At 63.7% G+C, this 22,306-nt stretch carries 22 protein-coding genes and 2 pseudogenes; 21 read left to right on the top strand and 3 right to left on the bottom strand.

Annotated elements, in window-relative coordinates; all coding sequences use genetic code 11:
• Positions 1-93 precede the first annotated feature (93 nt).
• Together AAFX91_RS23645 and AAFX91_RS23640 are read right to left on the bottom strand one after the other, a co-directional pair.
• Positions 94-570 (bottom strand): hypothetical protein, encoded by a 477-nt coding sequence (locus AAFX91_RS23645; protein WP_394568091.1) that lies wholly within the window; start codon positions 568-570, stop codon positions 94-96.
• Positions 567-1,406, bottom strand: a complete 840-nt coding sequence (locus AAFX91_RS23640; protein WP_394568090.1) for a hypothetical protein — start codon at positions 1,404-1,406, stop codon at positions 567-569. Before AAFX91_RS23640 ends, AAFX91_RS23645 begins: the two co-directional genes overlap by 4 nt.
• Positions 1,407-1,437: 31 nt before the next feature.
• Here AAFX91_RS23640 and AAFX91_RS23635 point away from each other — a divergent pair.
• The 21 genes and pseudogenes from AAFX91_RS23635 to AAFX91_RS23535 all read left to right on the top strand — a co-directional run.
• Positions 1,438-2,630, top strand: a pseudogene (locus AAFX91_RS23635) (nickel-dependent hydrogenase large subunit); the annotation flags it as partial.
• 216 nt (positions 2,631-2,846) lie between these two features.
• On the top strand, positions 2,847-3,938 hold the full coding sequence (locus AAFX91_RS23630) for a hydrogenase small subunit (RefSeq protein ID WP_130582171.1): 1,092 nt from the start codon (positions 2,847-2,849) through the stop codon (positions 3,936-3,938).
• Positions 3,939-3,968: 30 nt separating this feature from the next.
• Positions 3,969-5,759 carry a nickel-dependent hydrogenase large subunit gene (locus AAFX91_RS23625; RefSeq protein ID WP_130582170.1) on the top strand — a complete coding sequence of 597 codons (1,791 nt, stop codon included), beginning with the start codon at positions 3,969-3,971 and terminating at the stop codon, positions 5,757-5,759.
• Positions 5,760-5,768: 9 nt separating this feature from the next.
• Complete coding sequence (gene cybH / locus AAFX91_RS23620) at positions 5,769-6,512, top strand: Ni/Fe-hydrogenase, b-type cytochrome subunit (RefSeq protein WP_130582169.1); 744 nt, start codon at positions 5,769-5,771, stop codon at positions 6,510-6,512.
• A 16-nt stretch (positions 6,513-6,528) separates the two neighbouring features.
• Positions 6,529-7,107: a HyaD/HybD family hydrogenase maturation endopeptidase gene (locus AAFX91_RS23615; protein ID WP_130582168.1), complete on the top strand. Its 579-nt coding sequence runs from the start codon at positions 6,529-6,531 to the stop codon at positions 7,105-7,107.
• Positions 7,108-7,133: 26 nt separating this feature from the next.
• Positions 7,134-7,430: a HypC/HybG/HupF family hydrogenase formation chaperone gene (locus tag AAFX91_RS23610; protein ID WP_130582167.1), complete on the top strand. Its 297-nt coding sequence runs from the start codon at positions 7,134-7,136 to the stop codon at positions 7,428-7,430.
• 261 nt (positions 7,431-7,691) lie between these two features.
• The gene (locus AAFX91_RS23605; protein WP_130582166.1) at positions 7,692-8,138 is read left to right on the top strand and encodes a hydrogenase accessory protein; all 447 of its coding nucleotides are present in this window, start codon (positions 7,692-7,694) and stop codon (positions 8,136-8,138) included.
• Entirely contained in the window at positions 8,135-8,998 is an 864-nt protein-coding gene (locus AAFX91_RS23600; protein ID WP_394568087.1) for a hydrogenase expression/formation C-terminal domain-containing protein, read from the top strand. The genes AAFX91_RS23605 and AAFX91_RS23600 overlap by 4 nt, the downstream gene beginning before the upstream one ends.
• Complete coding sequence (locus AAFX91_RS23595) at positions 8,995-9,204, top strand: rubredoxin (protein WP_130582164.1); 210 nt, start codon at positions 8,995-8,997, stop codon at positions 9,202-9,204. The genes AAFX91_RS23600 and AAFX91_RS23595 overlap by 4 nt, the downstream gene beginning before the upstream one ends.
• The gene (gene hybE, locus AAFX91_RS23590) at positions 9,201-9,713 is read left to right on the top strand and encodes a [NiFe]-hydrogenase assembly chaperone HybE (RefSeq protein WP_394568085.1); all 513 of its coding nucleotides are present in this window, start codon (positions 9,201-9,203) and stop codon (positions 9,711-9,713) included. Before AAFX91_RS23595 ends, hybE begins: the two co-directional genes overlap by 4 nt.
• Entirely contained in the window at positions 9,710-10,801 is a 1,092-nt protein-coding gene (locus AAFX91_RS23585) for a nickel-dependent hydrogenase large subunit (protein ID WP_130582162.1), read from the top strand. The genes hybE and AAFX91_RS23585 overlap by 4 nt, the downstream gene beginning before the upstream one ends.
• Positions 10,794-11,135, top strand: a complete 342-nt coding sequence (gene hypA / locus AAFX91_RS23580; protein WP_130582161.1) for a hydrogenase maturation nickel metallochaperone HypA — start codon at positions 10,794-10,796, stop codon at positions 11,133-11,135. Before AAFX91_RS23585 ends, hypA begins: the two co-directional genes overlap by 8 nt.
• The gene (gene hypB / locus AAFX91_RS23575; RefSeq protein WP_394568084.1) at positions 11,135-12,034 is read left to right on the top strand and encodes a hydrogenase nickel incorporation protein HypB; all 900 of its coding nucleotides are present in this window, start codon (positions 11,135-11,137) and stop codon (positions 12,032-12,034) included. The genes hypA and hypB overlap by 1 nt, the downstream gene beginning before the upstream one ends.
• A 2-nt stretch (positions 12,035-12,036) precedes the next feature.
• Entirely contained in the window at positions 12,037-14,289 is a 2,253-nt protein-coding gene (hypF, locus tag AAFX91_RS23570) for a carbamoyltransferase HypF (RefSeq protein ID WP_394568083.1), read from the top strand.
• The gene (locus AAFX91_RS23565) at positions 14,289-14,525 is read left to right on the top strand and encodes a HypC/HybG/HupF family hydrogenase formation chaperone (protein ID WP_130583742.1); all 237 of its coding nucleotides are present in this window, start codon (positions 14,289-14,291) and stop codon (positions 14,523-14,525) included. Before hypF ends, AAFX91_RS23565 begins: the two co-directional genes overlap by 1 nt.
• On the top strand, positions 14,522-15,664 hold the full coding sequence (gene hypD / locus AAFX91_RS23560) for a hydrogenase formation protein HypD (protein ID WP_130583743.1): 1,143 nt from the start codon (positions 14,522-14,524) through the stop codon (positions 15,662-15,664). The genes AAFX91_RS23565 and hypD overlap by 4 nt, the downstream gene beginning before the upstream one ends.
• Positions 15,661-16,701, top strand: coding sequence for a hydrogenase expression/formation protein HypE (gene hypE / locus AAFX91_RS23555; RefSeq protein WP_394568082.1), 1,041 nt, complete (start codon positions 15,661-15,663; stop codon positions 16,699-16,701). The genes hypD and hypE overlap by 4 nt, the downstream gene beginning before the upstream one ends.
• Before the next feature lie 20 nt (positions 16,702-16,721).
• On the top strand, positions 16,722-18,422 hold the full coding sequence (locus AAFX91_RS23550) for a hydrogenase maturation protein (protein ID WP_394568081.1): 1,701 nt from the start codon (positions 16,722-16,724) through the stop codon (positions 18,420-18,422).
• Positions 18,419-19,771, top strand: coding sequence for a sigma-54-dependent transcriptional regulator (locus AAFX91_RS23545; RefSeq protein WP_394568080.1), 1,353 nt, complete (start codon positions 18,419-18,421; stop codon positions 19,769-19,771). The genes AAFX91_RS23550 and AAFX91_RS23545 overlap by 4 nt, the downstream gene beginning before the upstream one ends.
• Positions 19,746-21,109 (top strand): annotated as a pseudogene (locus AAFX91_RS23540) (ATP-binding protein). Before AAFX91_RS23545 ends, AAFX91_RS23540 begins: the two are co-directional and overlap by 26 nt.
• 290 nt (positions 21,110-21,399) lie before the next feature.
• Positions 21,400-21,603, top strand: a complete 204-nt coding sequence (locus tag AAFX91_RS23535; RefSeq protein WP_130583952.1) for a cold-shock protein — start codon at positions 21,400-21,402, stop codon at positions 21,601-21,603.
• A 19-nt stretch (positions 21,604-21,622) separates the two neighbouring features.
• On the opposite strand, the gene AAFX91_RS23530 is transcribed toward AAFX91_RS23535, so the two are convergent.
• The gene (locus AAFX91_RS23530; RefSeq protein ID WP_394568079.1) at positions 21,623-22,138 is read right to left on the bottom strand and encodes an Arc family DNA-binding protein; all 516 of its coding nucleotides are present in this window, start codon (positions 22,136-22,138) and stop codon (positions 21,623-21,625) included.
• Positions 22,139-22,306 lie beyond the last annotated feature (168 nt).

Below are 22,306 nucleotides of genomic sequence, written 5' to 3'. Positions count from 1 at the left end.
GACCGAGTCCGCACCCAGCTCGCCGACATCGGCAACAGACCAGCTTTGGTGCGTTCCTTCTTCAAGCATCCAGATGTCGCCTATATTTCTGACCTATGAGTAAAACGTTTGAGCGGTGCGGTCAGGCATCGCTCGATCGACGGCCGTCGCCTCGGCCGGCGGCGGCCGCGCAGACATATCTTCGTCCATGCTGACCGGAGGAGGGGCGATCGATATCGGGCTCTGACCAATACCCGAGGCATGGATTGCCTTCGTTCGAAGACCCATCGCGGACAAATCAAGGATGAGTGGCTGCAACAGCGTGCGGGTTGCCTTGCCCCCGCGCGACAACACGTCGATGAAATCCTCCTGATTGGGCTGTCCAAGGGCCAGCCGATAGATCATTCGCTGCTCGCGAAGTTGGGCGAACCGCGCAATGTCCCTCCCAAAGGGGCGCTCGAAGACGTGGCGGCGGATTTCAGCTCCGTCGAGCACCCACCAAGGACGAAGGCCGCTGGCATCGACGAAACGCTCCGCATGTCTTTGTACGCAACGCCACGGCGAGCCGTTGGCCAGGGCGGGATCTTTCAATACTTCATCGCGCAATTCCGCGGACAGCCTTCGCCTGACCGACAGGCCCGCGTAGCGCTGGACGCGACCTTCACGTTGCTCAGGTCGAGCAGATTGGAGGAGAGATCCCAATGAACGACATGCGAGCACCATGGGTGAAAATCCAGTCCCTCCTGTCCAACCGACGTCGTGGCAAGAACATGCGGCCAAAAGGGTGTGTTGAAGCTACGGCGCACTTCGTCGGGGCGGACCGGAGTGGCTTGCGCCACGCCACCATCCACTTTGATGACGGGCTCGGTTTCGGCATCTCCAAAGGGCACGGCAACATGGCAGCGCACGGGAATCTTATGCAGAGGTCCGCCGATGCCATGGAAGCTGAAGCCGCCGGCGCGAAGTCCGAGAGATGATTGCAAGTCCTTGGCAAGCCCAATCGCACCCTCTTGCAGGTTCTGCGCGCGGAGCCAGAAGTGTTCGTCGAGAACGCTTTCAAGACCGCCATTGACGACCGCACCCATGACCTGATCGACCGCACTCTTTCCCGACAATGATGACAGGATCACCGGATTATCGAGATAGGCGCGAAGCCCCTGCCAACTCAGTTGCACCAGTTCGGAGTAGCGCGTGGGATTGAGAATCGTCGGGTCGTGCCGCAGCAGAGCCCGGCCCAGCGCGACGCCCGGCGCTCCGATCGCATAGTCCACGAGGTCCGAAAGCTCGGCGGGAGAGAGCCGGTCGACCGGATGCGCCTGCCGCCATTTCTGGACAGCGGTCTGCGCAGCAAGATCGTCGCCGATTGCGCTGCTCCATGCTGAGGCGGACAGCTCCGCGACACCGGCGAAGCATTCAATCGAGGCCAAGATTCGTGCAATCGATCTGTGCCGCCGCCGGGCAGCGCCCAACGGCTTGCTTGCCACCAACATCGCGCATGCGGGGGAGAACGCGGCCGACCATCTGACCCACTTCTACATCTTCTTCATGCCAGACTTTGCCCGCGAGGCCTATGCGGCGCATGGCTGGCACGAAGAGACGCGCGAGCGCTTTGCGGCGACCCGCGGCAGCGCGGCGCGCGACGTGTTGCCGGCGCGGGCACGGCTGCTCGAGACCATGGGCATCGTCGCCGGGAAATGGCTCCACAGTCTTGCGTTTCAGCCCGGCGGCACCACGCGCGCCATCGATCTCGGCGAGCGCGTCCGGCTGCTGTCGATCACGACGGCTTTTCGCAGCTTCCTCGAGCGCATCGTGTTTGCTGACACGCTGGAGAATGTGCTGGCGATATCGTCCGCGAGCGAGCTCGATCGCTGGCGCGACGGCCGCGGCGGCGACTTTGCGCTTTCCTGCGGCTTGCGGACAGTCTCGCGTTGAGCGGGCTCGGCAGGGGCGCCGGCCAGATGATGAGCTATGGCGCCTATCACGGGGTCGACGGCGAGTTGTTTCCGCGCGGCCTGTTTGGCCCGCGAGCCGCAATCGAGCCGCTGCCGCTGACGCAGATCACCGAGGACGTTTCGCACGCCTGGATGCGGGGTTCATCCGCGGATCCCGCTCACAGCAGCACGGTTCCCGATCCCGACAAGCCGGCGGCCTATAGCTGGTGCAAGGCGCCGCGGCTCTCGGGGCAGCCGATCGAGGTTGGCGCGATCGCGCGCCAGACCGTGGCGGGCCAGGCACTGATTGCGGACCTAGTGTCGGTCAGCGGCACCAATGTGCGCAATTGCGTGATCGCGCGGCTGATCGAGACCGCGCGCATCGCGCTTGCGATGGAGCAATGGACGCGCGCGCTGCGACTGTCGGAGCCATTCTGCCACAATACGCGCGAGACTCCCAACGGAAGCTATGTCGGACTGGTCGAAGCCGCGCGCGGCAGTCTCGGGCACTGGATGGCGGTTCGGGACGGCAGGATCGAACGCTACCAGATCATCGCGCCGACGACGTGGAATTTTTCGCCGCGCGATTCCTTCGATGTCGGCGGCCCGCTGGAGCAGGCTCTGGTCGGTACCGACGTCGGCGATGCCGGGCCGCGCGCCGTCGCAATCCAGCACATCGTGCGCTCGTTCGATCCCTGCATGGTGTGCACCGCGCACTAAATATTCCCGCGCTGCGTAAGCGGGAACTTCGTTGCCGTCTGGAAACCGACTTGTTTCCGCTTCGGGCTTGCGAAGCCTGTTCGAGCGCTGCGCTTTGGGCAATTCAAGTCTGCAACAGTCTGGAATTCCTCCACTTTCATCGCGCGCGCGAGGATTGGCCTGCTTCTTGCTGTCCTAGTCGTCATCGACAGGTCAAAACCGAAGACGGGAGGATTCATGGGCGCGGCGACGGAAACATTTTACAGCGTGATCAGGTGGCAAGGCATCACGCGTCGGAGCTTTCACAAATTCTGCAGCCTCACGGCGACGAGCCTCGGGCTCGGGCCGCTGGCGGCGAGCCGCATTGCGAATGCGCTCGAGACCAAGCCGCGCGTGCCTGTGATCTGGATGCACGGTCTCGAATGCACCTGCTGCTCCGAGAGCTTCATCCGCTCCGCGCACCCGCTGGTCAAGGATGCGGTGCTGTCGATGATCTCGCTCGACTACGATGACACCATCATGGCGGCCGCAGGTCACCAGGCGGAAGCCATACTCGAGGAAACCCGCGCCAAGCACAAAGGCCAGTACATCCTCGCGGTTGAGGGCAATCCGCCACTGAATGAAGGCGGCATGTTCTGTATCGACGGCGGCAAGCCGTTCGTCGAGAAGCTGAAGATGATGGCCGAGGACGCGATGGCGATCATCGCCTGGGGTGCCTGTGCGTCCTGGGGCTGCGTGCAGGCGGCAAAGCCCAATCCGACACAGGCGACGCCCATCGACAAGGTCATCACCAACAAGCCGATCATCAAGGTACCGGGATGCCCCCCGATCGCCGAGGTGATGACCGGCGTCGTCACCTTCATCACCACCTTCGGCAAACTGCCCGAGCTCGACCGACAGGGCCGGCCGAAAATGTTCTATTCGCAGCGCATTCACGACAAGTGCTATCGGCGGCCACATTTCGATGCCGGCCAGTTCGTCGAGGAGTGGGACGACGAGGCCGCGCGCAAGGGCTATTGCCTCTACAAGATGGGCTGCAAGGGCCCGACCACCTACAACGCCTGCTCGACGGTGCGCTGGAACGGCGGCGTTTCGTTTCCGATCCAGTCGGGCCATGGCTGCATCGGCTGCTCGGAGGACGGCTTCTGGGATAAGGGCTCGTTCTACGACCGTCTCACCAACATCAAGCAGTTCGGCATCGAGAAAAATGCCGACCAGATCGGCATGGCGGCGGCCGGCGCCGTCGGCGCCGCAGTGGCCGCGCATGCGGCGGTGACCGCGGTGAAGCGGCTCGCGAGCAAGCGCGAAGACGCCGATCACAACAGCTAAACATAAAGACACACTTGGGCAAGGACAACCATGGGTATCCAGACTCCCAACGGCTTCAATCTCGACAATTCCGGCAAGCGCATCGTCGTCGATCCGGTTACGCGGATTGAAGGCCACATGCGGGTCGAGGTCAATGTCGACGCCGATAACGTCATCCGCAACGCGGTCTCCACTGGCACGATGTGGCGCGGGATCGAAGTGATCCTGAAGAACCGTGATCCGCGCGACGCCTGGGCGTTCACCGAACGGATCTGCGGTGTCTGCACCGGCACGCACGCGCTGACGTCCGTGCGCGCGGTCGAGAACGCGCTCGGGATCACCATTCCGGAGAACGCCAATTCGATTCGCAACCTGATGCAGCTTGCCTTGCAGGTGCACGACCACGTCGTCCATTTCTATCACCTGCATGCGCTGGATTGGGTGGACGTCGTCTCCGCGCTCTCGGCCGATCCGCGTGCGACCTCGACGCTCGCGCAGTCGATCTCGAGCTGGCCGCTGTCCTCGCCCGGCTATTTCAAGGATCTGCAGACCCGCCTGAAGAAGTTCGTCGAGTCCGGACAGTTGGGTCCGTTCAAGAACGGCTATTGGGGCAGCAAGGCCTACAAGCTGCCGCCGGAGGCCAATCTGATGGCAGTGGCGCATTATCTGGAAGCGCTCGATTTCCAGAAGGAGATCGTCAAGATCCACACCATCTTCGGCGGCAAGAATCCGCATCCGAACTGGCTTGTCGGCGGTGTTCCCTGTCCGATCAATGTCGACGGCACCGGCGCCGTCGGCGCCATCAACATGGAGCGGTTGAACCTGATCTCCTCGATCATCGATCGTATCATTGAGTTCAACGAGATGGTTTATCTGCCCGACGTGGCTGCAATCGGTTCGTTCTACAAGGACTGGCTTTATGGCGGCGGCATTTCGGGCCAGAGCGTGCTCGCCTATGGTGACGTGCCCGAACATGCGAACGACTATTCCGCCAAGAACCTGAAGCTGCCGCGGGGCGCCATCATCAACGGCAATCTGTCCGAGGTACTTCCGGTCGATCATGCCAACCCCGACGAGATTCAGGAGTTCGTGGTCCACTCCTGGTACAAATATCCCGACGAAACCAAGGGCCTTCATCCCTGGGACGGCGTCACCGAGCCGAACTACGTGCTCGGGCCCAATGCCAAGGGCACCAAGACCGCGATCGAGCAACTCGACGAGGGCGGCAAGTATTCGTGGATCAAGGCACCGCGCTGGAACGGGCACGCCATGGAGGTCGGCCCGCTGGCGCGCTGGGTCGTCGGCTATGCGCAGAACAAGGCCGAGTTCAAGGATCCCGTCGACAAGTTCCTCAAGGATCTCAATCTGCCAATGTCGGCGTTGTTCTCGACGCTCGGCCGCACCGCTGCGCGTGCGCTCGAGTCGGTCTGGGCCGGGCGCCAGATGCGCTACTTCCAGGACAAGCTTATCGCCAACATCAAGGCCGGCGACAGCTCGACCGCGAACGTCGACAAGTGGAAGCCGGAGAGCTGGCCGAAGGAAGCCAAGGGCTTTGGCTTCACCGAGGCCCCGCGCGGCGCGCTCGCGCACTGGATCAAGATCAAGGAGACCAAGATCGACAACTACCAGTGCGTGGTACCGACCACCTGGAACGGCTCGCCGCGCGACCCCAAGGGCAATATCGGCGCATTCGAGGCCTCGCTGATGAATACGCCGATGGTCAATCCCGAGCAGCCATTGGAGATCCTGCGAACGATCCATTCCTTCGATCCATGCCTGGCCTGTTCGACCCACGTTATGAGTCCGGACGGCCAGGAGCTCGCCAAAGTCAAGGTCAGGTAGGAGGCGGTCATGATGGATGCAGTTGCATCTCCGGCGGAATCCGAACAGGACCTCACCGAGATCGCGGCCGATGCAGCCGGCGAACATGCGGTGGGCCGGCCCACCGTCTATGTCTACGAAGCGCCGGTGCGCATCTGCCACTGGGTGAATGCGTTCTCGATTCTGATCCTGATGGTCACCGGCTATCTGATCGGGACGCCGCTGCCGTCGGTCGAGGGCGAGGCGTCCGCCAACTTCGTGATGGGCTATATCCGCTTTGCCCATTTCGCGGCCGGGCAGGTGCTCGCGGTGTTCTTCCTCGCGCGAATCCTGTGGGCCTTCGCCGGCAACCACCATTCCCGGCAGATCTTCTATCTGCCGGTGCATCGTCGGCAGTTCTGGAAGGAAGTGCTGCATGAGATTCGCTGGTACGCGTTCCTGGAGCGCCAGCCGAAGATGTATGTCGGCCACAACCCGCTGGCGCAGACCGCGATGTTCACCGGCTTCACGCTGTTCGTGACCTTCATGATCGTCACCGGCTTTGCGCTCTATTCGGAAGGTGCGGGTATCGATAGCTGGCAGCACAAGCTGTTCGGCTGGGTGTTTGCGATCTGGCCGAACAGCCAGGATGTTCACACCTGGCATCATCTCGGCATGTGGGCGCTGGTCGTGTTCGTGATGGTGCACGTCTACGCCGCGGTCCGCGAAGACATCATGTCACGCCAGAGCATCATCTCCTCGATGATCTCCGGCGAACGTCAATTCCGCGATTGAAATTGAAAAGCTGCCGATGCCGACATTCTCGCAAGACAACCGCATCCTGGTGCTCGGCATCGGCAACATCCTGTGGGCCGACGAAGGATTTGGCGTGCGCGCGGTGGAGGAGTTCCACCGCCGCTACGCCGTGCCTGGTAACGTCACCATCCTCGACGGCGGCACGCAGGGTCTCTACCTCGTCAACTATCTGGAAGAGGCCGACCGCATGATCGTGTTCGACGCCATCGACTACGGCCTCGAACCCGGCCAGTTGAAGCTCGTGCGCGACGACGAGGTGCCGCGCTTCACCGGCGCCAAGAAGATGAGCCTGCACCAGACCGGCTTCCAGGAAGTGATCAGCGCCGCCGATTTGCTCGGCCGCTGCCCAAAGCATCTCGTACTGATCGGCTGCCAGCCGCTCGATCTCGAGGATTGGGGCGGGCCGCTGACGCCGCCGGTGCGCGAGCAGATCTCGCCTGCGATCGATCTCGCCTGCGAGATCTTGGCCGAGTGGGACGTCACGGTCAGCCGCCGCAGCGCGCCGTTGGCGCAGTCCGAGCGGCTGCTCGCCAATGACATCAATCACGCCAATTACGAGATGCGGCCGGCCTGACCGGCGCGGCCTCCGGAGACAGCGCGATGTGCCTCGGCCTGCCGATGACAATTGTCGAGACCGACGGCATGTCGGCGCTGTGCGAATTTCGCGGCGAGCAGCGCCGCGTCTCCATGCTGCTGCTCTCCAACCCTCCGGTTGGCGCCCATGTGCTCGTCTATATCGACACCGCGATCCGGTGTCTCGATGAGGAAGAGGCGCGGCTGATCGGAGCTGCGATCGACGGTCTTGGTGCGGCGCTCGACGGCGAGGATTGCGACCGCTCTTTCGCCGACCTGATCGGCCGCGAGCCGCAACTGCCCGCGCACCTTCGGTCGGAATAGGCCAACGTCCAGGCATGCATCCGCGGCCGGATCGGCGTGCGGGCGCACAACGGGCTGCCTGGAAGGTATCTTTCTATCTGCAAAGTTGGCTTTCATCAGAAATGGAAAGTATCTTATCATTGGGGCGCGAGTCATCTTGCGTGTCATAAAATACATGATGTAAATCAATGATATAAATCCGAAAAATCGCTAGCGCGTGCTGGCACATGACTTGCTAATTCCTATCCCGAGCAACTTCATATGCTTGTCAGGGGAGGTCTGATGGAATTCCAGGTAGGGAAGCATGATCTGACGCGGCACGGCCTGAATGAGGTCGACGCCGCGACGGTCGATCATTTTCTTGGCGCGACTGATGAGGCCGGGGCGGTCGCGGTGCTGCTGTCGGCGGGCGATCCCAATCGCTTTCCGGAGGCGATCGATGTCGCCGTGGTGTTGCCGGAGCTGATCGCGGCGTTCGGGGGCCGGCTGCGCGGTGCGGTCATCGCCCGCGGCGACGAGAGCGCGCTCGGCCAGCGCTTTGGCGTGCGCGTGCAACCGACGCTGATCCTCGTCGCCAAGGGTGAGACGCTGGGGCTAATCGCCAAGATCCAGGACTGGTCGGTCTATATCGACCGCATCAACAAGCTGATCGACCGTCCGCGCGGGCAGAGCGCCGCGGTCGCCGTCACCATTGTTCCCCAGCATCGCGCACAAGGTGTCGAGCTATGAAAGTCGGATTCTGGGATTTGCCCGAAGGCGCCGAGCAACCGGTCAGCGTGTTTCCGATCGGCGAAGAGAGCCTCAATGCCGCGAAGGGCAGCCTGACGGCGGCCGGCGCGCTCGCAAGGCTTGCGACGCTCGACAGCGCTGAGCTTGCGAAGAGCTGCCCGAACGCGGTCGCGCTGCTCTCGAGGGTCGCGGAAGGCGTCGCGGGCCAAAAGGCGGACGCGCCGTCTCAACTGTTCCGGCTCGGCAATCTCAACGATCTCGAGAGCAAGCTCGTGGCCGACGTGCTCGGCGAAGGCGAGGTCGGAGGCGTTGTTGCGCTGCCGGACGGATCGCTGGCCCAGATCCAGGAATCGGTGCTGGCGGGGCTCTGGCGCGTGCGTCTCGAGACCGACGCCAACCACGAATATCTCGAGATCGGCGCGATTCCGGAGATCGTCAGGCGCGCGGCCGCCGACCTGACGTCCGTCGATTTCGAAATCGGGCAGGTTCCGGAGGGCGCCATGAACGTGCTGCCGGTGCTCGCCGAAATCCGCGAGCGAGCGCTGGCTTGGCGGCCCGGCATTCGCTCGCAGATCATCAACTTCACGCTGCTGCCGATGAGCCCGGTCGATATGAGCTTCCTGCAGGACACGATCCGGAACGGACCGATCCAGCTCGTGTCGCGCGGCTATGGCACCTGCCGGGTGCTTTCCACGGGCATCCGCAATGTCTGGTCAGTCCAGTTCTTCAACGCCATGGACACCATCATTCTGGACACGCTGGAAGTCGGCGGAGTGCCGACCGTCGCGATCGCCGCGGATGAGGACTTTGAGGACTCTGCCGAGCGGCTGCAGGAAATCATCGAGGCCTACTTCAAATGAGCGCCTTCGAAAACTTTGGCGTGCGCCAGGATGTCGCCGATGTCGCGCGGCTGGAATGTGGCATCTGCTGGACCGTTTATGATCCAGCTGATGGCGACGAGGTGGCGCAGATCGCACCCGGCACGCCGTTCGCGGAGCTGCCGGCGGAGTGGCATTGCCCGAACTGCGATGCCCCGAAATCCAAATTCATGGCGATCGAAGCATGACGGGGAGCGCGCCAAATCCCGACGCCGACGCCGACGCCGTGGCGTGGGGCGAGCTTCTCGCCGGAAGCTATCGGGAGATCGGCGAGCGCGCGATGCGCGATCTGCCGATCTACAACGATGCGCTCAGCGTCGAGGCAGTCGGCTTCCGCCGGCTCAACAGCAGCATCGTCGGCATCATGGTCACGCCCTGGTTCATGAACGTCGTGATGCCGGCGAGCGCCGCGCGGGACACCTCGGGCGCGACACTGCGAATCCGCTTTCCCGCGGGGGACGTCGAATTTACCCTCAGCGAGGTCGGGCAAATGAGCCGGATCGCGAGCTGTTCGCTGTTCTCGCCGATGTCTGAGTTCGCCGACATGGCGGCGGCGCGGGCGACGGCCGAAGCCGCGCTCGCCGAACTCATGCTGCCGGCCGACAGCGAGGAGGCGGTCCGCCGCCGCGAGCCCGCGACAACCTCGATCGATCGGCGTAACTTCCTGCGTGGGGCTTTGACGGAGCGGCGCGGATGAGCCTGGCCTTCCGCAATGAGATCGACATCACGGTGTGGCTTGCCGGCGCCACGATCGCCGATGTCGCGATCCGGCCGCGCAGCCGGCCGCCATTGACGCGGCTGTTTGCGGGAAAGCCGGCGGCTTCGCTGCTATCGGTGCTGCCGCGGCTGTTCTCGCTCTGCTCGGTCGCCCATCAGGTGGCGCTCCTGTCGGCGGTCGAGGCGGCGCAGGGGCAGGACGCGACGCAAGCGATCGTGCAGAGTCGAGCCATTGCGGTCGCCTCTGAGCGACTTACCGAGTTGCTGCGCGGCCTGTTTATCGGACGGTTCGCGCTAGACCGCGCAAGCGCCTCCGCCGTGCGTGGCATGATGCAGGCAAGCACGATCCTAAGCGGCGCGAGCGAAGGCGTGCCACAAGCCTTCCGTCGCGACGCGGTCGCACAGATCAAAGCTGCGCTCGCCGCGCTGGGGATCGCCGGCGACGGCCAGGCGCTCGCGCCGGGCAGCGCGCTCGCCGCATTTGTCGCTCGCTGCGATGGCGAAGCATTGTCGCGGCCGGTGGCCGAGCAATCATTCCTGACCGCGGCTGACGATCTCGAAATCGTCACGCGCCTGCTGGCGGATGGTGCGGCCTATTCCGATGCGCCGGAAGTCAGCAGCAAAATTCCAGAAACCGGCATCTGGGCGCGCCGGGCGGGGCGCGAACCGGGCCTGTCTGCGGGCGCGAGCCCCGCCGCGCGGCTCAAGGCGCGCATCACCGAGGTGGCAGAGCTCTGCGCTTGGCTCGATGGCCGCGAGGAGGATTTTGATGACGGCGTGGTCGCGAGCTATCGGCTCGGTACCGGCAAGGGCGCGGCTGCGGTCGAATGCGCGCGCGGCCGCCTCTACCACGCGGTTGCGCTCGACGACGAGGATCGCATCGTCAGCTTCGAATTCCTGGCGCCGACCGAGTGGAATTTCCATGCCCGCGGACCGCTGGTCCGCAGCCTCAAGGGCTTGCTGCTTGCCGCCGGCCGCCAGGGACAGGATGCGGTCCGCATGCTGGTCGACTCGTTTGACCCCTGCGTCGGCTTCAGCCTCAGTTTTCGCGAGGCGGGCCATGCATGAGATGGCGCTGTGCGAAGGCATCGTCGGCATTGTCGAGGAGGAAGCGCGCAAGCGCTCCTTCACCAAGGTGAATGTCGTCTGCCTCGAAATCGGAGCGCTCAGCCACGTCGCGCCGGAGGCGATGAAATTTTGCTTCGAGGCCGTCGCCGCAAGAACCATTGCGCAAGGCGCAAAACTCGAGATCGTCGAGACGCCGGGAACAGCCTGGTGCATGGCCTGTTCAAAAAGCGTCGAGATCAAGCAGCGTTACGAGCCGTGCCTCTCCTGCGGCGGCTATCAATTGCAAGTGACGAGCGGCGAAGAGATGCGTGTAAGAGAATTGGAGATCGACTGATGTGTACGGTCTGCGGCTGCAGCGACGGCAAGGCGTCCATCGAACATATACATGATCATCATTACGATCATGACCATGGTCACCACGGGCATCATCATCCACATCATCACGGTCACGGCCATGAACACCACCATCTCCACGACCATGCGCCGGGCGATGCCGGCTTAGTCGACTGCGGCGCAAATCCGGCAGGCCAAAAGATCGCGGGTATGAGCAGCGATCGCATCATCCAGGTCGAGCGCGACATTCTGGACAAAAACGACCGGCTCGCCGCCGACAACCGCGCGCGTTTCCGCGCCGACGATGTGTTGGTCTTCAACCTGGTCTCGAGCCCCGGCGCAGGCAAGACTTCGCTGCTGGTCCGCGCCGTATCCGAATTGAAGGATAGTTTTGCGATCGGCGTGATCGAAGGCGACCAGCAGACCTCCAACGATGCCGAGCGTATTCGCGCGACTGGCGTGCCGGCGATCCAGGTCAACACCGGCAAGGGCTGCCACCTCGATGCCGCCATGGTCGGTGAGGCCTATGACCGGCTGCCCTGGCTGAATGGTGGCCTCCTTTTCATCGAGAATGTCGGCAATCTTGTGTGTCCGGCCGCATTCGATCTCGGCGAGGCCTGCAAGATTGTGGTGTTCTCAACCACCGAGGGCGAAGACAAGCCGCTGAAATATCCGGACATGTTCGCGGCCTCATCCCTGATGCTGATCAACAAGATCGATCTCGCGCCCGTGCTCGACTTCGATCTCGCGAAGACCATCGAATATGCGCGGCGGGTCAATTCGAACATCGAAGTGCTGACGGTATCGGCGCGCACCGGCGAAGGCTTCCCGGCCTTCTATGCCTGGATCGGCAAGCGGGTTTTGACGATGAAGCCAGCCTCGATGACGGCGGCGGAGTGACAATGGGCGGCGAGGCCGTAACATTGGACGGACGGCGGCTGCGTCTGCACGTGCGCGGCGCGGTGCAGGGCGTCGGCTTTCGTCCCTATGTCTATGGTCTCGCCACGCGCTATCGCCTCGGCGGCTTCGTCGCCAACGATTCCCACGGTGTCGTCATCGAGGTCGAGGGCGAGCGCGCATCGGACTTCGTCGCGGCGCTGCCGCTCGAAAAGCCGCCGCTTGCCCGGATCGACGAGATTTCCGTGCAGCCGGTCGGCGCGGTCGCAAGCGCGGAGTTTTGTATCCGCGCCAGCGAGCAGGGCAGGGTGTCGACGCGCATCGTCGCCGATGCCGCAACCTGCAAGGAATGCTTGCGCGAGCTGTTCGATCCGACCAGCCGCTTTCATCGCTATCCCTTCGTCAACTGCACCCATTGCGGTCCGCGCTACACCATTGCCGAGCGGCTGCCCTATGACCGTTCGGCCACGGCGATGAAGCGCTTTGCGATGTGCAAAACCTGTGCGGAGGATTACGCAGATCCCAGGAGCCGCCGCTTTCATGCCGAGGCGATCGCCTGCCCACAATGCGGCCCGAGGCTCAGCCACGAAATCGCAGACGTCGCCTCTGCGATTGCCGGCGGCAAAATCGTCGCGATCAAGGGGCTCGGCGGTTATCAGCTCCTCTGCGATGCCCGCGCCGAGCGGGTCGTGCGGCGGCTGCGGCAGCGCAAGCAGCGCGACCAAAAACCTTTTGCCGTCATGGTCGGGTCGGTGGATGCGGTCGCTGACATCGCCGGCGCCGATGCCGCCGAGCTTGCGTTGCTCCAAACGTCGCCGCGGCCGATAGTGCTGATGCCGTCGCACCATCGGCTCGCGCCTGCGATCGCGCCGGAACTGTCGCTGCTCGGCGTCGTGTTGCCAGTCACCCCGCTCCATCACCTGATCTTCAACGCGCTGAACTCGGCGCATAAGCGGGCCGGCGAAAGCTGGGCGATCGTCGCCACTAGCGCCAATCCCGGCGGAGAGCCGCTCCTGATCGACAATCGCGAGGCGGAGCGGCGCCTTGCCGGCATCGCCGATCTCATCGTCACCCATGACCGCGACATCGTCACCCGTGCCGACGATTCCGTGGCGGCGGTCGTTGCAGGCCGTACGCAATTCCTCCGCCGCGCCCGCGGCTATGTGCCCGAACCGGTCCGCCTCGCGCGCGCCGTGCCGCCGATCCTTGGCGTCGGCGGTGCCCTGAAATCGACCGTGACGGTCACGTGGGGCAGAGAGGCCTTCGTCTCCCAGCACATCGGCGACCTCGACACCGCGGAGGGCATCCGCTTCTTCGAGGAGACGGTGCATCACCTGCTTTCAACGCTGGACGTCGAGCCGGTCGTCGTCGCCCATGATTTGCATCCGAACATGGCCTCGACCCGCTTTGCGGAAGGACGCGGGAAGCGGCTGATCGCGGTCCAGCACCATCATGCCCACGCGGCCTCCGTGATGGCGGAACATGGCGTCGCCGGACCGGTCTTGGCGCTGGTGCTCGACGGTTTTGGCCATGGCAGCGATGGCGGCAATTGGGGTGGCGAGATCTTGCTATGCGACGGCGCGCGGTTCCGGCGGCTCGGCCATCTCGCGCCGATGAAGATGCCGGGCGGTGATCGCGCCGCGCGCGAGCCGTGGCGGATCGCCGCTGGCGTGCTGCATGCCCTGGGACGCGGCGAGACGGTTGCGGCTCGCTTTGCGGCGCAGCCGCAGGCCGCGCGTCTCTCCGCCTTGCTCGAGCAAACAGGCGTGCCGACGACGACCAGCGCCGGTCGGCTGTTCGACGCAGCCGCAGGGTTGCTGGGTCTTTGCCCGGTGCAGGGCTATGAAGGCGAAGCCGCGATGAGGCTGGAGGCACTGGTTCGCATGCTCCGTATCATGAAAGACGGCTGGACCATCGCGCACGGCGTGCTGTCTTTGCTGCCGTTGCTCGCGCGCCTTGCAGCCGAGAGGTTCGATCCCGTCGAGGGAGCCGAGCTGTTCCACGGCACTTTCGCCGCGGCCTGCGTCGACTGGATTACCCGCGCGGCGCGCGAGACCGGAACTACGACCGTCACCCTGAGCGGCGGCTGCTTCCTCAACGCGATCCTGTCGAACGAGATCGGACGCGGCTGCATTGCCGCCGGCCTCGCGCCGCTCCTGCCGCGGCAGCTGCCACCCAATGACGGCGGTCTCAGCCTCGGTCAGGCCTGGATCGCCGCGCTTCAACTCGAACAGCACGGCCTGGAAGGAACCGCCTGATGTGTCTTGCCATACCTGCTGAGGTCACAAGACTTCTGCCCGACGAGATGGCGATCGTCTCCATCGACGGAGTCAGCAAGGAGATCTCGGTCGCGTTGATCGAGGACCTCGCCGTCGGCGACTACGTGATCATCCATGTCGGCTACGCCCTGACGAAGATCGATCCGGAGGAGGCGAGGCGGACGCTCGAATTGCTGCGCGAGCTCAGCGCCGAGGGACAGGGAGCCGTCTCATGAAATATGCCGACGAGTTTCGCGACAAGGAGATCGCGCTGGGGCTCGCGAAAGCCATCCGCGCGGAGGCGCATCCCGAGAGACCCTATCGCTTCATGGAGTTCTGCGGCGGCCATACGCATGCGATCTCGCGCTACGGCCTCGAGGACATGCTGCCGAAGCACGTGCTGATGATCCACGGCCCCGGCTGTCCGGTCTGCGTGCTGCCGGCCGGGCGCATCGACATGGCCATCCGGCTGGCGGCGCGGCCGGAGATCATCCTGTGCGTCTATGGCGACCTGATGCGCGTTCCGGGCTCGCAAGGAGCGTCGCTCCTGAAGGCGAAAGCGCGCGGCGCCGACATCCGCATGGTCTATTCCACGATCGACGCGATCCGGATCGCGGAGGAGAATCCCGAGCGCGAGGTCGTCTTCTTCGCCATCGGCTTCGAGACCACGACGCCGCCGACCGCGGTCATGATCCGTCTGGCCGAGAAGAAGCAGCTCGAAAACTTCAGCGTGTTCTGCAACCACGTGCTGACGCCGCCGGCGATGCAAAACATCTTGGAGAGCCCCGATATCCGCAACATCGGCCGCGTCGAGATCGACGGTTTCGTCGGACCCGCCCATGTCTCGACCATCATCGGCACCGCGCCTTACGAGTTCTTTGCGGAAGAATTCGGCAAGCCGGTCGTAATCGCAGGCTTCGAGCCGCTCGACATGATGCAGGCGATCCTGATGCTGATGCGGCAGGTCAACGAGAACAGGCACGAGGTCGAGAACCAGTATAGCCGGGCGGTGACCCGCGACGGCAATCTGCGCGCCAAGGAGGAGGTCTCCGACATCTTCGAGCTTCGCGATCAGTTCGAGTGGCGCGGGCTCGGGCAGGTGCCGTATAGCGGGCTGAAGCTGAAGCGCGCCTACGCCAAATACGACGCCGAGGTCCGGTTCGAAATGAACGAGCTGCGCGTCGACGACAATCCGGCCTGCGAATGCGGCGCCATTTTGCGCGGGGTGAAGAAGCCGGTCGATTGCAAGCTGTTCGGCACCGTCTGCACGCCGGAGACGCCGATGGGGTCCTGCATGGTCTCCTCCGAAGGCGCCTGCGCCGCGCACTGGACTTATGGCCGCTTCCGCGACCATCAGCAGAGGCGGGCGTCATGAAGGGCTATCAGCGCAAGCTCGATATCAGGAACGGCTGCGTCGACCTGTCCCACGGCTCAGGGGGCCGCGCCATGGCGCAATTGATCTCGGGCCTGTTCCACGAGGCTTTTGGCAATGAATGGCTCGCGCGCGGCAATGATCAATCGGCATTCGACGTCGGCGCCGGGCGCATGGTGATGACGACGGACGGCTGTGTAGTCTCGCCGCTGTTCTTCCCCGGCGGCAATATCGGCTCGCTCGCGGTGCACGGCACCGTCAACGACATCGCCATGGCCGGCGCGCGGCCGCTCTATCTCTCGGCGAGTTTCATCATCGAGGAGGGCTTTCGCTTCGCTGACCTCAAGCTGATCGCGGAGTCCATGGGAGAAGCCGCGCGCACGGCTGGCGTCCACATCATCACCGGCGACACCAAGGTGGTCGAGCGCGGCAAGGCCGACGGCTTGTTCATCTCGACGGCCGGCGTCGGCGTCGTGCCTGACGGGCTCGATCTCTCGGCCGAGAACGCGCGGGTCGGCGATCGCGTGCTGATCTCCGGCACGCTCGGCGATCACGGCGTCGCCATCATGTCCAAGCGGCAGAATCTCGCCTTTGAGACCGAGATCGTCTCGGATTCGGCGTCGCTGCACGACCTCGTCGCGGAGATGGTGAAAGCCGGCGGTCGCGGCATCCGCCTGATGCGCGATCCCACGCGCGGCGGGCTCGCCGCCACGATGAACGAGATCGCCCAGCAATCCGACCTCGGCTTCCGTCTCCACGAAGAGGCGATCCCGGTGAAGCCGGGCGTGGCAGCGGCCTGCGAGCTGCTCGGGCTCGATCCGCTCCACGTCGCCAACGAGGGCAAGCTAGTCGCGATCGTCGCGCCGGAGGTTGCCGATGCGGTGCTGACCGCGATGCAGGCACATCCGCTCGGCCGTGACGTTGCCGACATCGGCGAGGCCGTTGCCGACGATCATCATTTCGTGCAGATGGCGACGAGTTTTGTCGGCGGACGGATCGTCGACTGGCTGTCGGGCGAGCAACTGCCGAGAATCTGTTGAGGAATCTGCTGAGGCCCACGATGCGCATCCTGCTCCTGTCGCATTCCTTCAACAGCCTGACGCAGCGACTTCACGTCGAGCTTAGGGAGCGAGGCCACGCGGTCTCGGTCGAGCTCGACATTCATGCCGACGTCACGCGCGAAAGCGTGGCGCTGCATCGGCCCGACCTGGTGGTCGCGCCGTTCCTGAAGCGGGCGATCCCGGAGGACGTCTGGCGCAGCGTGCGCTGCCTGATCGTCCATCCCGGCCCGCCCGGCGACCGCGGACCGGCCGCACTTGACTGGGCGGTCCTCGAAGGCGCCGACGAGTGGGGCGTCACGGTATTGCAGGCGGATGGCGAGTTCGACGCCGGCCCGGTCTGGGCGTTCCGCACCTTCCCGATGCGGCGCGCAGCCAAGTCCAGCATCTACCGCAACGAGGTGACGTCGTGCGCCGTCGAGGCGGTACTCGAAGCCATCGGGGCGATTGAGTCCGGACGGCCGACGCTGCCACCGATGTGCGCGGGTGATCCGCGCATCCGCGTCCGCGGACCGTGCCGCCAGGCGGACCGGACGATCGACTGGCAGAACGACACGACCGCGACCGTCCTGCGCAAAGTCAACAGCGCCGACGGCATGCCAGGCCTTGCCGACAGCCTGTTCTTTGAGGATGTCAGGCTGTTCGACGTACACGAAGCGCATGACATTTCCGGCGTACCCGGCACCATAGTGGCCCAATGCGGCGGCGCGCTGGCGCGTGCCACGGTCGACGGCGCGGTCTGGATCGGCCAAGTCAGGCGGCTCGCGCCGAAGAGCCTGAAGCTGCCGGCGGCAAAAATCTTCGCCGCAGCGGCGGCGCACCTGCCGCACCGGTCCGGTTGCGGCTACGCTCCGATCCGATATCGCGAGCATGGCGAGGTCGGCGAGCTGCGATTCTCCTTCTATAACGGCGCCATGAGTAGCGGCGACTGCGAAGCCCTGCTCGGCGCCTATCGGGCTGCGCTGGCGCGCCCGACCAAGGTGCTGCTCCTGACCGGCGGCCGCGACTACTGGTCGAACGGTATTCATCTCGCCGAGATCGAGGCGGCCGACAGCGCCGCGGATGAGTCCTGGCGTAACATCAACGCGATTGACGATCTCGCCCGCGCGATCATCGAGACCACCGACCGCCTGGTCGTCTCGGTCATTCGCGGCAATGCGGGTGCGGGCGGCGTCTTCCTGAGCCTCGCTGCCGATGAAGTCTGGGCCAGCGACCAGGTCGTCCTCAATCCGCATTACAAGGACATGGGCAATCTCTACGGCTCGGAGTACTGGACCTATCTGTTGCCGCGCCGCGCGGGGGCTGCGAATTCCACCCGGATCACGCAATACCGGCTCCCGATGGGAGTAGTGGAGGCGCGGCGCCTCGGCATCGTCGACCGCGTGCTGTCCGGCGCGGAGCTTGCGGACGCGAACTTCGTGAAACTCGGGATCGCCATGGCGGTGGACGAAGGTTTTGCCGCGCGCCTTGCCGACAAGCAGCGACGGCGCGCGGCCCATGAGGCCGAAAAGCCGTTGGAGGCCTATCGCGATGAGGAGCTGCGGCGGATGCGGCTCAATTTCTACGGATTCGACCCGAGCTACCACGTTGCCCGCTTCAACTTCATCCACAAGGTGCCGAAGTCGCGCACGCCGCTGACCATCGCCAATCACCGGTCTCGGCGCGCGCCTGACCACTCCACCCCTATGGTGGTGCCATCATGAGCGTGCAGGGAACCATTCTGGTCGTGGACGACGAGGTCCGCTCGCAGGAAGCGCTGCGACGCGTCCTCCACGACGATTTCGAGGTGCTCTGCGCCGGCAGCGCGGCGGAGGAGCTCTGGCCCGATCCGGTGCGGATGATCATCTCCGGCTATTCGGACTCGGAGGACATCATCGCCGGGCTCAACGAGGCCGGCATTTATCAGTACATCACAAAACCCTGGCAACCGGACCGCCTTATCGACATCGTCAAGGAGGCGGTCCAGCTCTACCGGCTGCAGAAGGAGACGGAGACCGCGGGTGTCGACGTCAGGGCGACGCCGCAGCACATCAAGAAGGTCGTTTCGGTCAAGCGCGGCGCCGCAAAGCAGCTCTACGACTTCAACCGCATCGTGCACTCGCCTGACAGTCCGATGCATGGCGTCATCGAGCTCGGCCGGCGCGCCGCCGAATACGACATCTCGGTGCTGATCACGGGCGAGTCCGGGACGGGCAAGGAACTGCTGGCGCGCGCCATCCACTACGGCTCGGCCCGGGCCAGAAAGGCCTTCGTGGTCGAGAACTGCGGCGCGCTGCCCGACGAGCTGCTCGAAAGCGAATTGTTCGGCTGCAAGAAGGGCGCCTTCACCGGCGCCTACCAGGATCGCATCGGCCTGTTCGAGGTCGCCGACGGCGGCACCATCTTCCTCGACGAGATCGGGGAGACCTCGCCGGCGTTCCAGGTAAAACTGCGTGTACTGCAGGAGAGCGAGATTCGGCCGCTCGGCGCGCAGCGGGTGCGCAAGGTCGACGTTCGCGTGGTCGCCGCGACCAACCGCGATCTCGAGGCCGAGGTCGAGGCGGGCCGCTTCCGGCGCGATCTCTACTATCGCCTGGCGGCGTTTCCCGTCCACATGCCGGCGCTGCGTGAGCGCCCGATGGACATTCCCCTGATCGCGGAAGGGGTGCTGGCGTCGGTCAAAACCTCCTTCAACCGGCCGAGCCTGCGCTTTGCGGCTTCGGCGCTCGAGGCGTTCGTCAAGTACCACTGGCCCGGCAACGTGCGCGAGCTGCAGAACGAGATCCAGCGCATGGCGGTTCTGGCCGATGCCGACGAGTTGCGAGCCCCGCTGCTCGGCCGGCGCAACGGCAAGCAGGCGGCCGCGGTGGTCCATGGCAAGCTGAACGGGTCGGCGAACCTCAAGGACAAGGTGGAGGATCTCGAGAAGTCGGTTATCATCAGCTATCTGGAGCGGTACGAAGGCAATATCAGCCGGGTCGCGAGCGAGCTTGGGCTGTCGCGCGTCGGTCTCAGGAACAAGCTGTCCAGGTATGATTTGAGAAAAAATGCCAAAGGCGACGCATTCTCCTGAAGCCGGCGAGACCCAATCGCTGCTCAAGCTGGTCACCAATCGCGGCGCGATCGAGTTCGATCACGAGCGCGAGGGCGCCTGGATCGAAGTCATCCGCAAGATGGACGAGGTCTATTCCGACCTCCTGCGCTACGAGGTCGACCTTGAGCACAAGAATGCGGAGCTCGAGGAAGCGTAGGCCTTCGTCACCAACGTCATCGAATCCGTCTCTGACATCCTCATCGTCTGCGACTCGAAAGGGCTGGTGCAGCAGGTAAATTCCGCGTTCCAGCACACGCTAGGCTGCAGTGTTACTGATATCGTTGGCAGGAACATCGCGGATATCATCGATGCCGCGGACAAAGCCAAGCTGGTCCCGCTCCTGAAGCCCCGCAGCGCGGCTGACGTCGTCGACGGTGAGCTGCGGTTTCCGAGCGAGGGCGGCAGCTCCGATCTCTTTGCCATCAACAGCTCACCGCGCCACGATCATCGCGGCCGCTTCATCGGCGTGGTGCTGACCGGGCGCCCGATCGGCGAGCTTCGCCGCTACGAGGCGCTGCACAAGGCGCATCACGAATTGCAGCGCGCCCAGCGCCAACTGGTCGAGCAGGAGAAGATGGCGAGCCTCGGCCGTCTCGTCGCCGGCGTTGCGCATGAGCTAAACAACCTGATTAGCTTCGTCTATGGTAACATCCACACGCTAATGCGCTACCGTACGGCGATCGTCGCCTATCTCGACGCGGTCCACGGCAAAGGCAAGACTGCCGACCTTCCGGCGCAAAGGAAGAGCCTGCGCATCGACGAGATTTTGGAGGACGTCGGCCCGCTCATCGAAGGCACCATGGAGGGTGCGGTTCGCATCAGCGAGATCGTGAAGAATTTGCGCCGGCTGTCCTTCAGCAAGCTCGGCGATGTCGAGCGCGTCAACATCGAACGATTGATCAACACTGCCGTGCTGTGGGCCGTGCGCACCAAGCAGGTCCGCATCGACCTGCAGATGGAGGTCGAGCCGGACCTCTGGATCTCCGGCAATGAGGGGCAATTGCACCAGGTGATCGTCAATCTTGTGGAAAATGCGATCGATGCGATGCGTGGCACCGAATTGCCTCGGCTGGTCGTCTCGGCGGCGCGCAAGGGTAACGAAATCCTGTTCCGGATTTCGGACAACGGTTCTGGAATCGACAAGGATCACATCAGCCATATCTTCGAGCCGTTCTTTACTACTAAGCGGGTTGGCGAGGGCACGGGGCTCGCCTTTGGATCAGCTATGGCATCGTGCGCGAACACGGAGGCGAGCTTCTTGCATCGAACGAGCCGGTAGGCGGCGCGACCTTCTCTTTTGCGCTGTTGGCAGCATAGGCGGTCGACGCTGACCGGCCCAGGGGACAAATCCGGACCGAGCTGCCTTTGGGCACTACACACGGATCCTGTGTGCGATCATTCAACGTTGCTACAAATGGACTGTTCCGCGTGGCGTCACTGGCTGTACCGAGGGGCTAGAGGAACTTCGTTCTGAGCCAAGAAAACCAGCTCAACCGGGGAATGGACCGAACTGCAAAGGGGCGGGGGTGCAGGTGGGGTTTTTCTTGCCGCGGACCATCCGGCCACCATAGAATACCCCCCCTTGTTCAAAAACGGAGTGTGCCGACGTGGCGACAGGTATTGTGAAGTGGTTCAATGCAACAAAGGGGTATGGGTTCATTCAACCCGACAAAGGCGGCAAGGACATCTTCGTTCACATCTCGGCCGTAGAAAAAGCGGGGCTAAGCGGTCTCAATGAGGGGACCAAGGTGAGCTACGAAGAAATGACCAACAGGGGCAAGACGTCCGCTGAAAATCTAAGGGTGGGATGAGGAAAAGTCGAAACCCGGCCTAACCGCCGGGATTTTTCTTGTTTGCGGGACCATATCCGCGCTCATCAAGGTAAGCGCGCACGATCTTGCGGATCGCTTCCGCCCGGCTCAGGTTGAAACCATGGTCGCGCTGATCGGATATGAAGGCATCGAGATCAACATCTCGAACGTCGAACAAGAGATTCTCCAGTCCGATCACGCCGGCCTGGAGTCGTTTCGACATTTGGATCAGGCCCTCCTCGCTGAGCTTGATTTCCTCCTTCAGCTCGGCGAGCTCGCTTTTGACTGTGCTCTCATCGGGCTCGCCGTCGCGCATGATGTGGATTGTCAGCGCGGTGACAACCTCGGCGTTCATCGACTTGCCGCGACGCGAGGCCATGTCGGCGAGGTGCTTCCGCATTCCCTCCGGTAGTCGGACAATGATCTTGTCAGATTCCCGATTGGTGGAAGTATCGGTTCGCTTTTTTACTCTCGCTGCCATAGTTCCCCAGTGAGTGATATGGCACTGGGGTATATACCAGTTTAAGGAACGCATCCAGAGAGATCATTCGACATGCCCCGCCGTCCAGCCAACGTGAATCAGGCCGACGTGCAGCGGATCATCCGCGCATGCCAGCGAGAGAAGGTTGAAATGGACCCCGATTGTGGGACCACGTGCTTAGTTGGAAGGGGCTGCTCCGTTTGATAGACGGAGCGCATGATG

It is taken from the genome of Bradyrhizobium sp. 31Argb (assembly GCF_043638955.1).
Lineage (GTDB): Bacteria > Pseudomonadota > Alphaproteobacteria > Rhizobiales > Xanthobacteraceae > Bradyrhizobium.
This window is presented reverse-complemented; position numbering and strand designations above follow the sequence as displayed.

Bases quoted from the DNA above. Each gene is read 5' to 3' on its own strand.
- AAFX91_RS23565 (WP_130583742.1), top strand. From the start codon at position 14,289: ATGTGTCTTGCCATACCTGCTGAGGTCACAAGACTTCTGCCCGACGAG.
- hybE (WP_394568085.1), top strand. From the start codon at position 9,201: ATGACGGGGAGCGCGCCAAATCCCGACGCCGACGCCGACGCCGTGGCG.
- AAFX91_RS23585 (WP_130582162.1), top strand. From the start codon at position 9,710: ATGAGCCTGGCCTTCCGCAATGAGATCGACATCACGGTGTGGCTTGCC.
- AAFX91_RS23595 (WP_130582164.1), top strand. From the start codon at position 8,995: ATGAGCGCCTTCGAAAACTTTGGCGTGCGCCAGGATGTCGCCGATGTC.
- hypD (WP_130583743.1), top strand. From the start codon at position 14,522: ATGAAATATGCCGACGAGTTTCGCGACAAGGAGATCGCGCTGGGGCTC.
- hypF (WP_394568083.1), top strand. From the start codon at position 12,037: ATGGGCGGCGAGGCCGTAACATTGGACGGACGGCGGCTGCGTCTGCAC.
- AAFX91_RS23600 (WP_394568087.1), top strand. From the start codon at position 8,135: ATGAAAGTCGGATTCTGGGATTTGCCCGAAGGCGCCGAGCAACCGGTC.
- AAFX91_RS23615 (WP_130582168.1), top strand. From the start codon at position 6,529: ATGCCGACATTCTCGCAAGACAACCGCATCCTGGTGCTCGGCATCGGC.
- AAFX91_RS23550 (WP_394568081.1), top strand. From the start codon at position 16,722: ATGCGCATCCTGCTCCTGTCGCATTCCTTCAACAGCCTGACGCAGCGA.
- hypA (WP_130582161.1), top strand. From the start codon at position 10,794: ATGCATGAGATGGCGCTGTGCGAAGGCATCGTCGGCATTGTCGAGGAG.
- AAFX91_RS23630 (WP_130582171.1), top strand. From the start codon at position 2,847: ATGGGCGCGGCGACGGAAACATTTTACAGCGTGATCAGGTGGCAAGGC.
- cybH (WP_130582169.1), top strand. From the start codon at position 5,769: ATGATGGATGCAGTTGCATCTCCGGCGGAATCCGAACAGGACCTCACC.
- AAFX91_RS23610 (WP_130582167.1), top strand. From the start codon at position 7,134: ATGTGCCTCGGCCTGCCGATGACAATTGTCGAGACCGACGGCATGTCG.
- AAFX91_RS23530 (WP_394568079.1), bottom strand. From the start codon at position 22,138: ATGCGTTCCTTAAACTGGTATATACCCCAGTGCCATATCACTCACTGG.
- AAFX91_RS23545 (WP_394568080.1), top strand. From the start codon at position 18,419: ATGAGCGTGCAGGGAACCATTCTGGTCGTGGACGACGAGGTCCGCTCG.
- hypB (WP_394568084.1), top strand. From the start codon at position 11,135: ATGTGTACGGTCTGCGGCTGCAGCGACGGCAAGGCGTCCATCGAACAT.
- AAFX91_RS23605 (WP_130582166.1), top strand. From the start codon at position 7,692: ATGGAATTCCAGGTAGGGAAGCATGATCTGACGCGGCACGGCCTGAAT.
- AAFX91_RS23625 (WP_130582170.1), top strand. From the start codon at position 3,969: ATGGGTATCCAGACTCCCAACGGCTTCAATCTCGACAATTCCGGCAAG.
- hypE (WP_394568082.1), top strand. From the start codon at position 15,661: ATGAAGGGCTATCAGCGCAAGCTCGATATCAGGAACGGCTGCGTCGAC.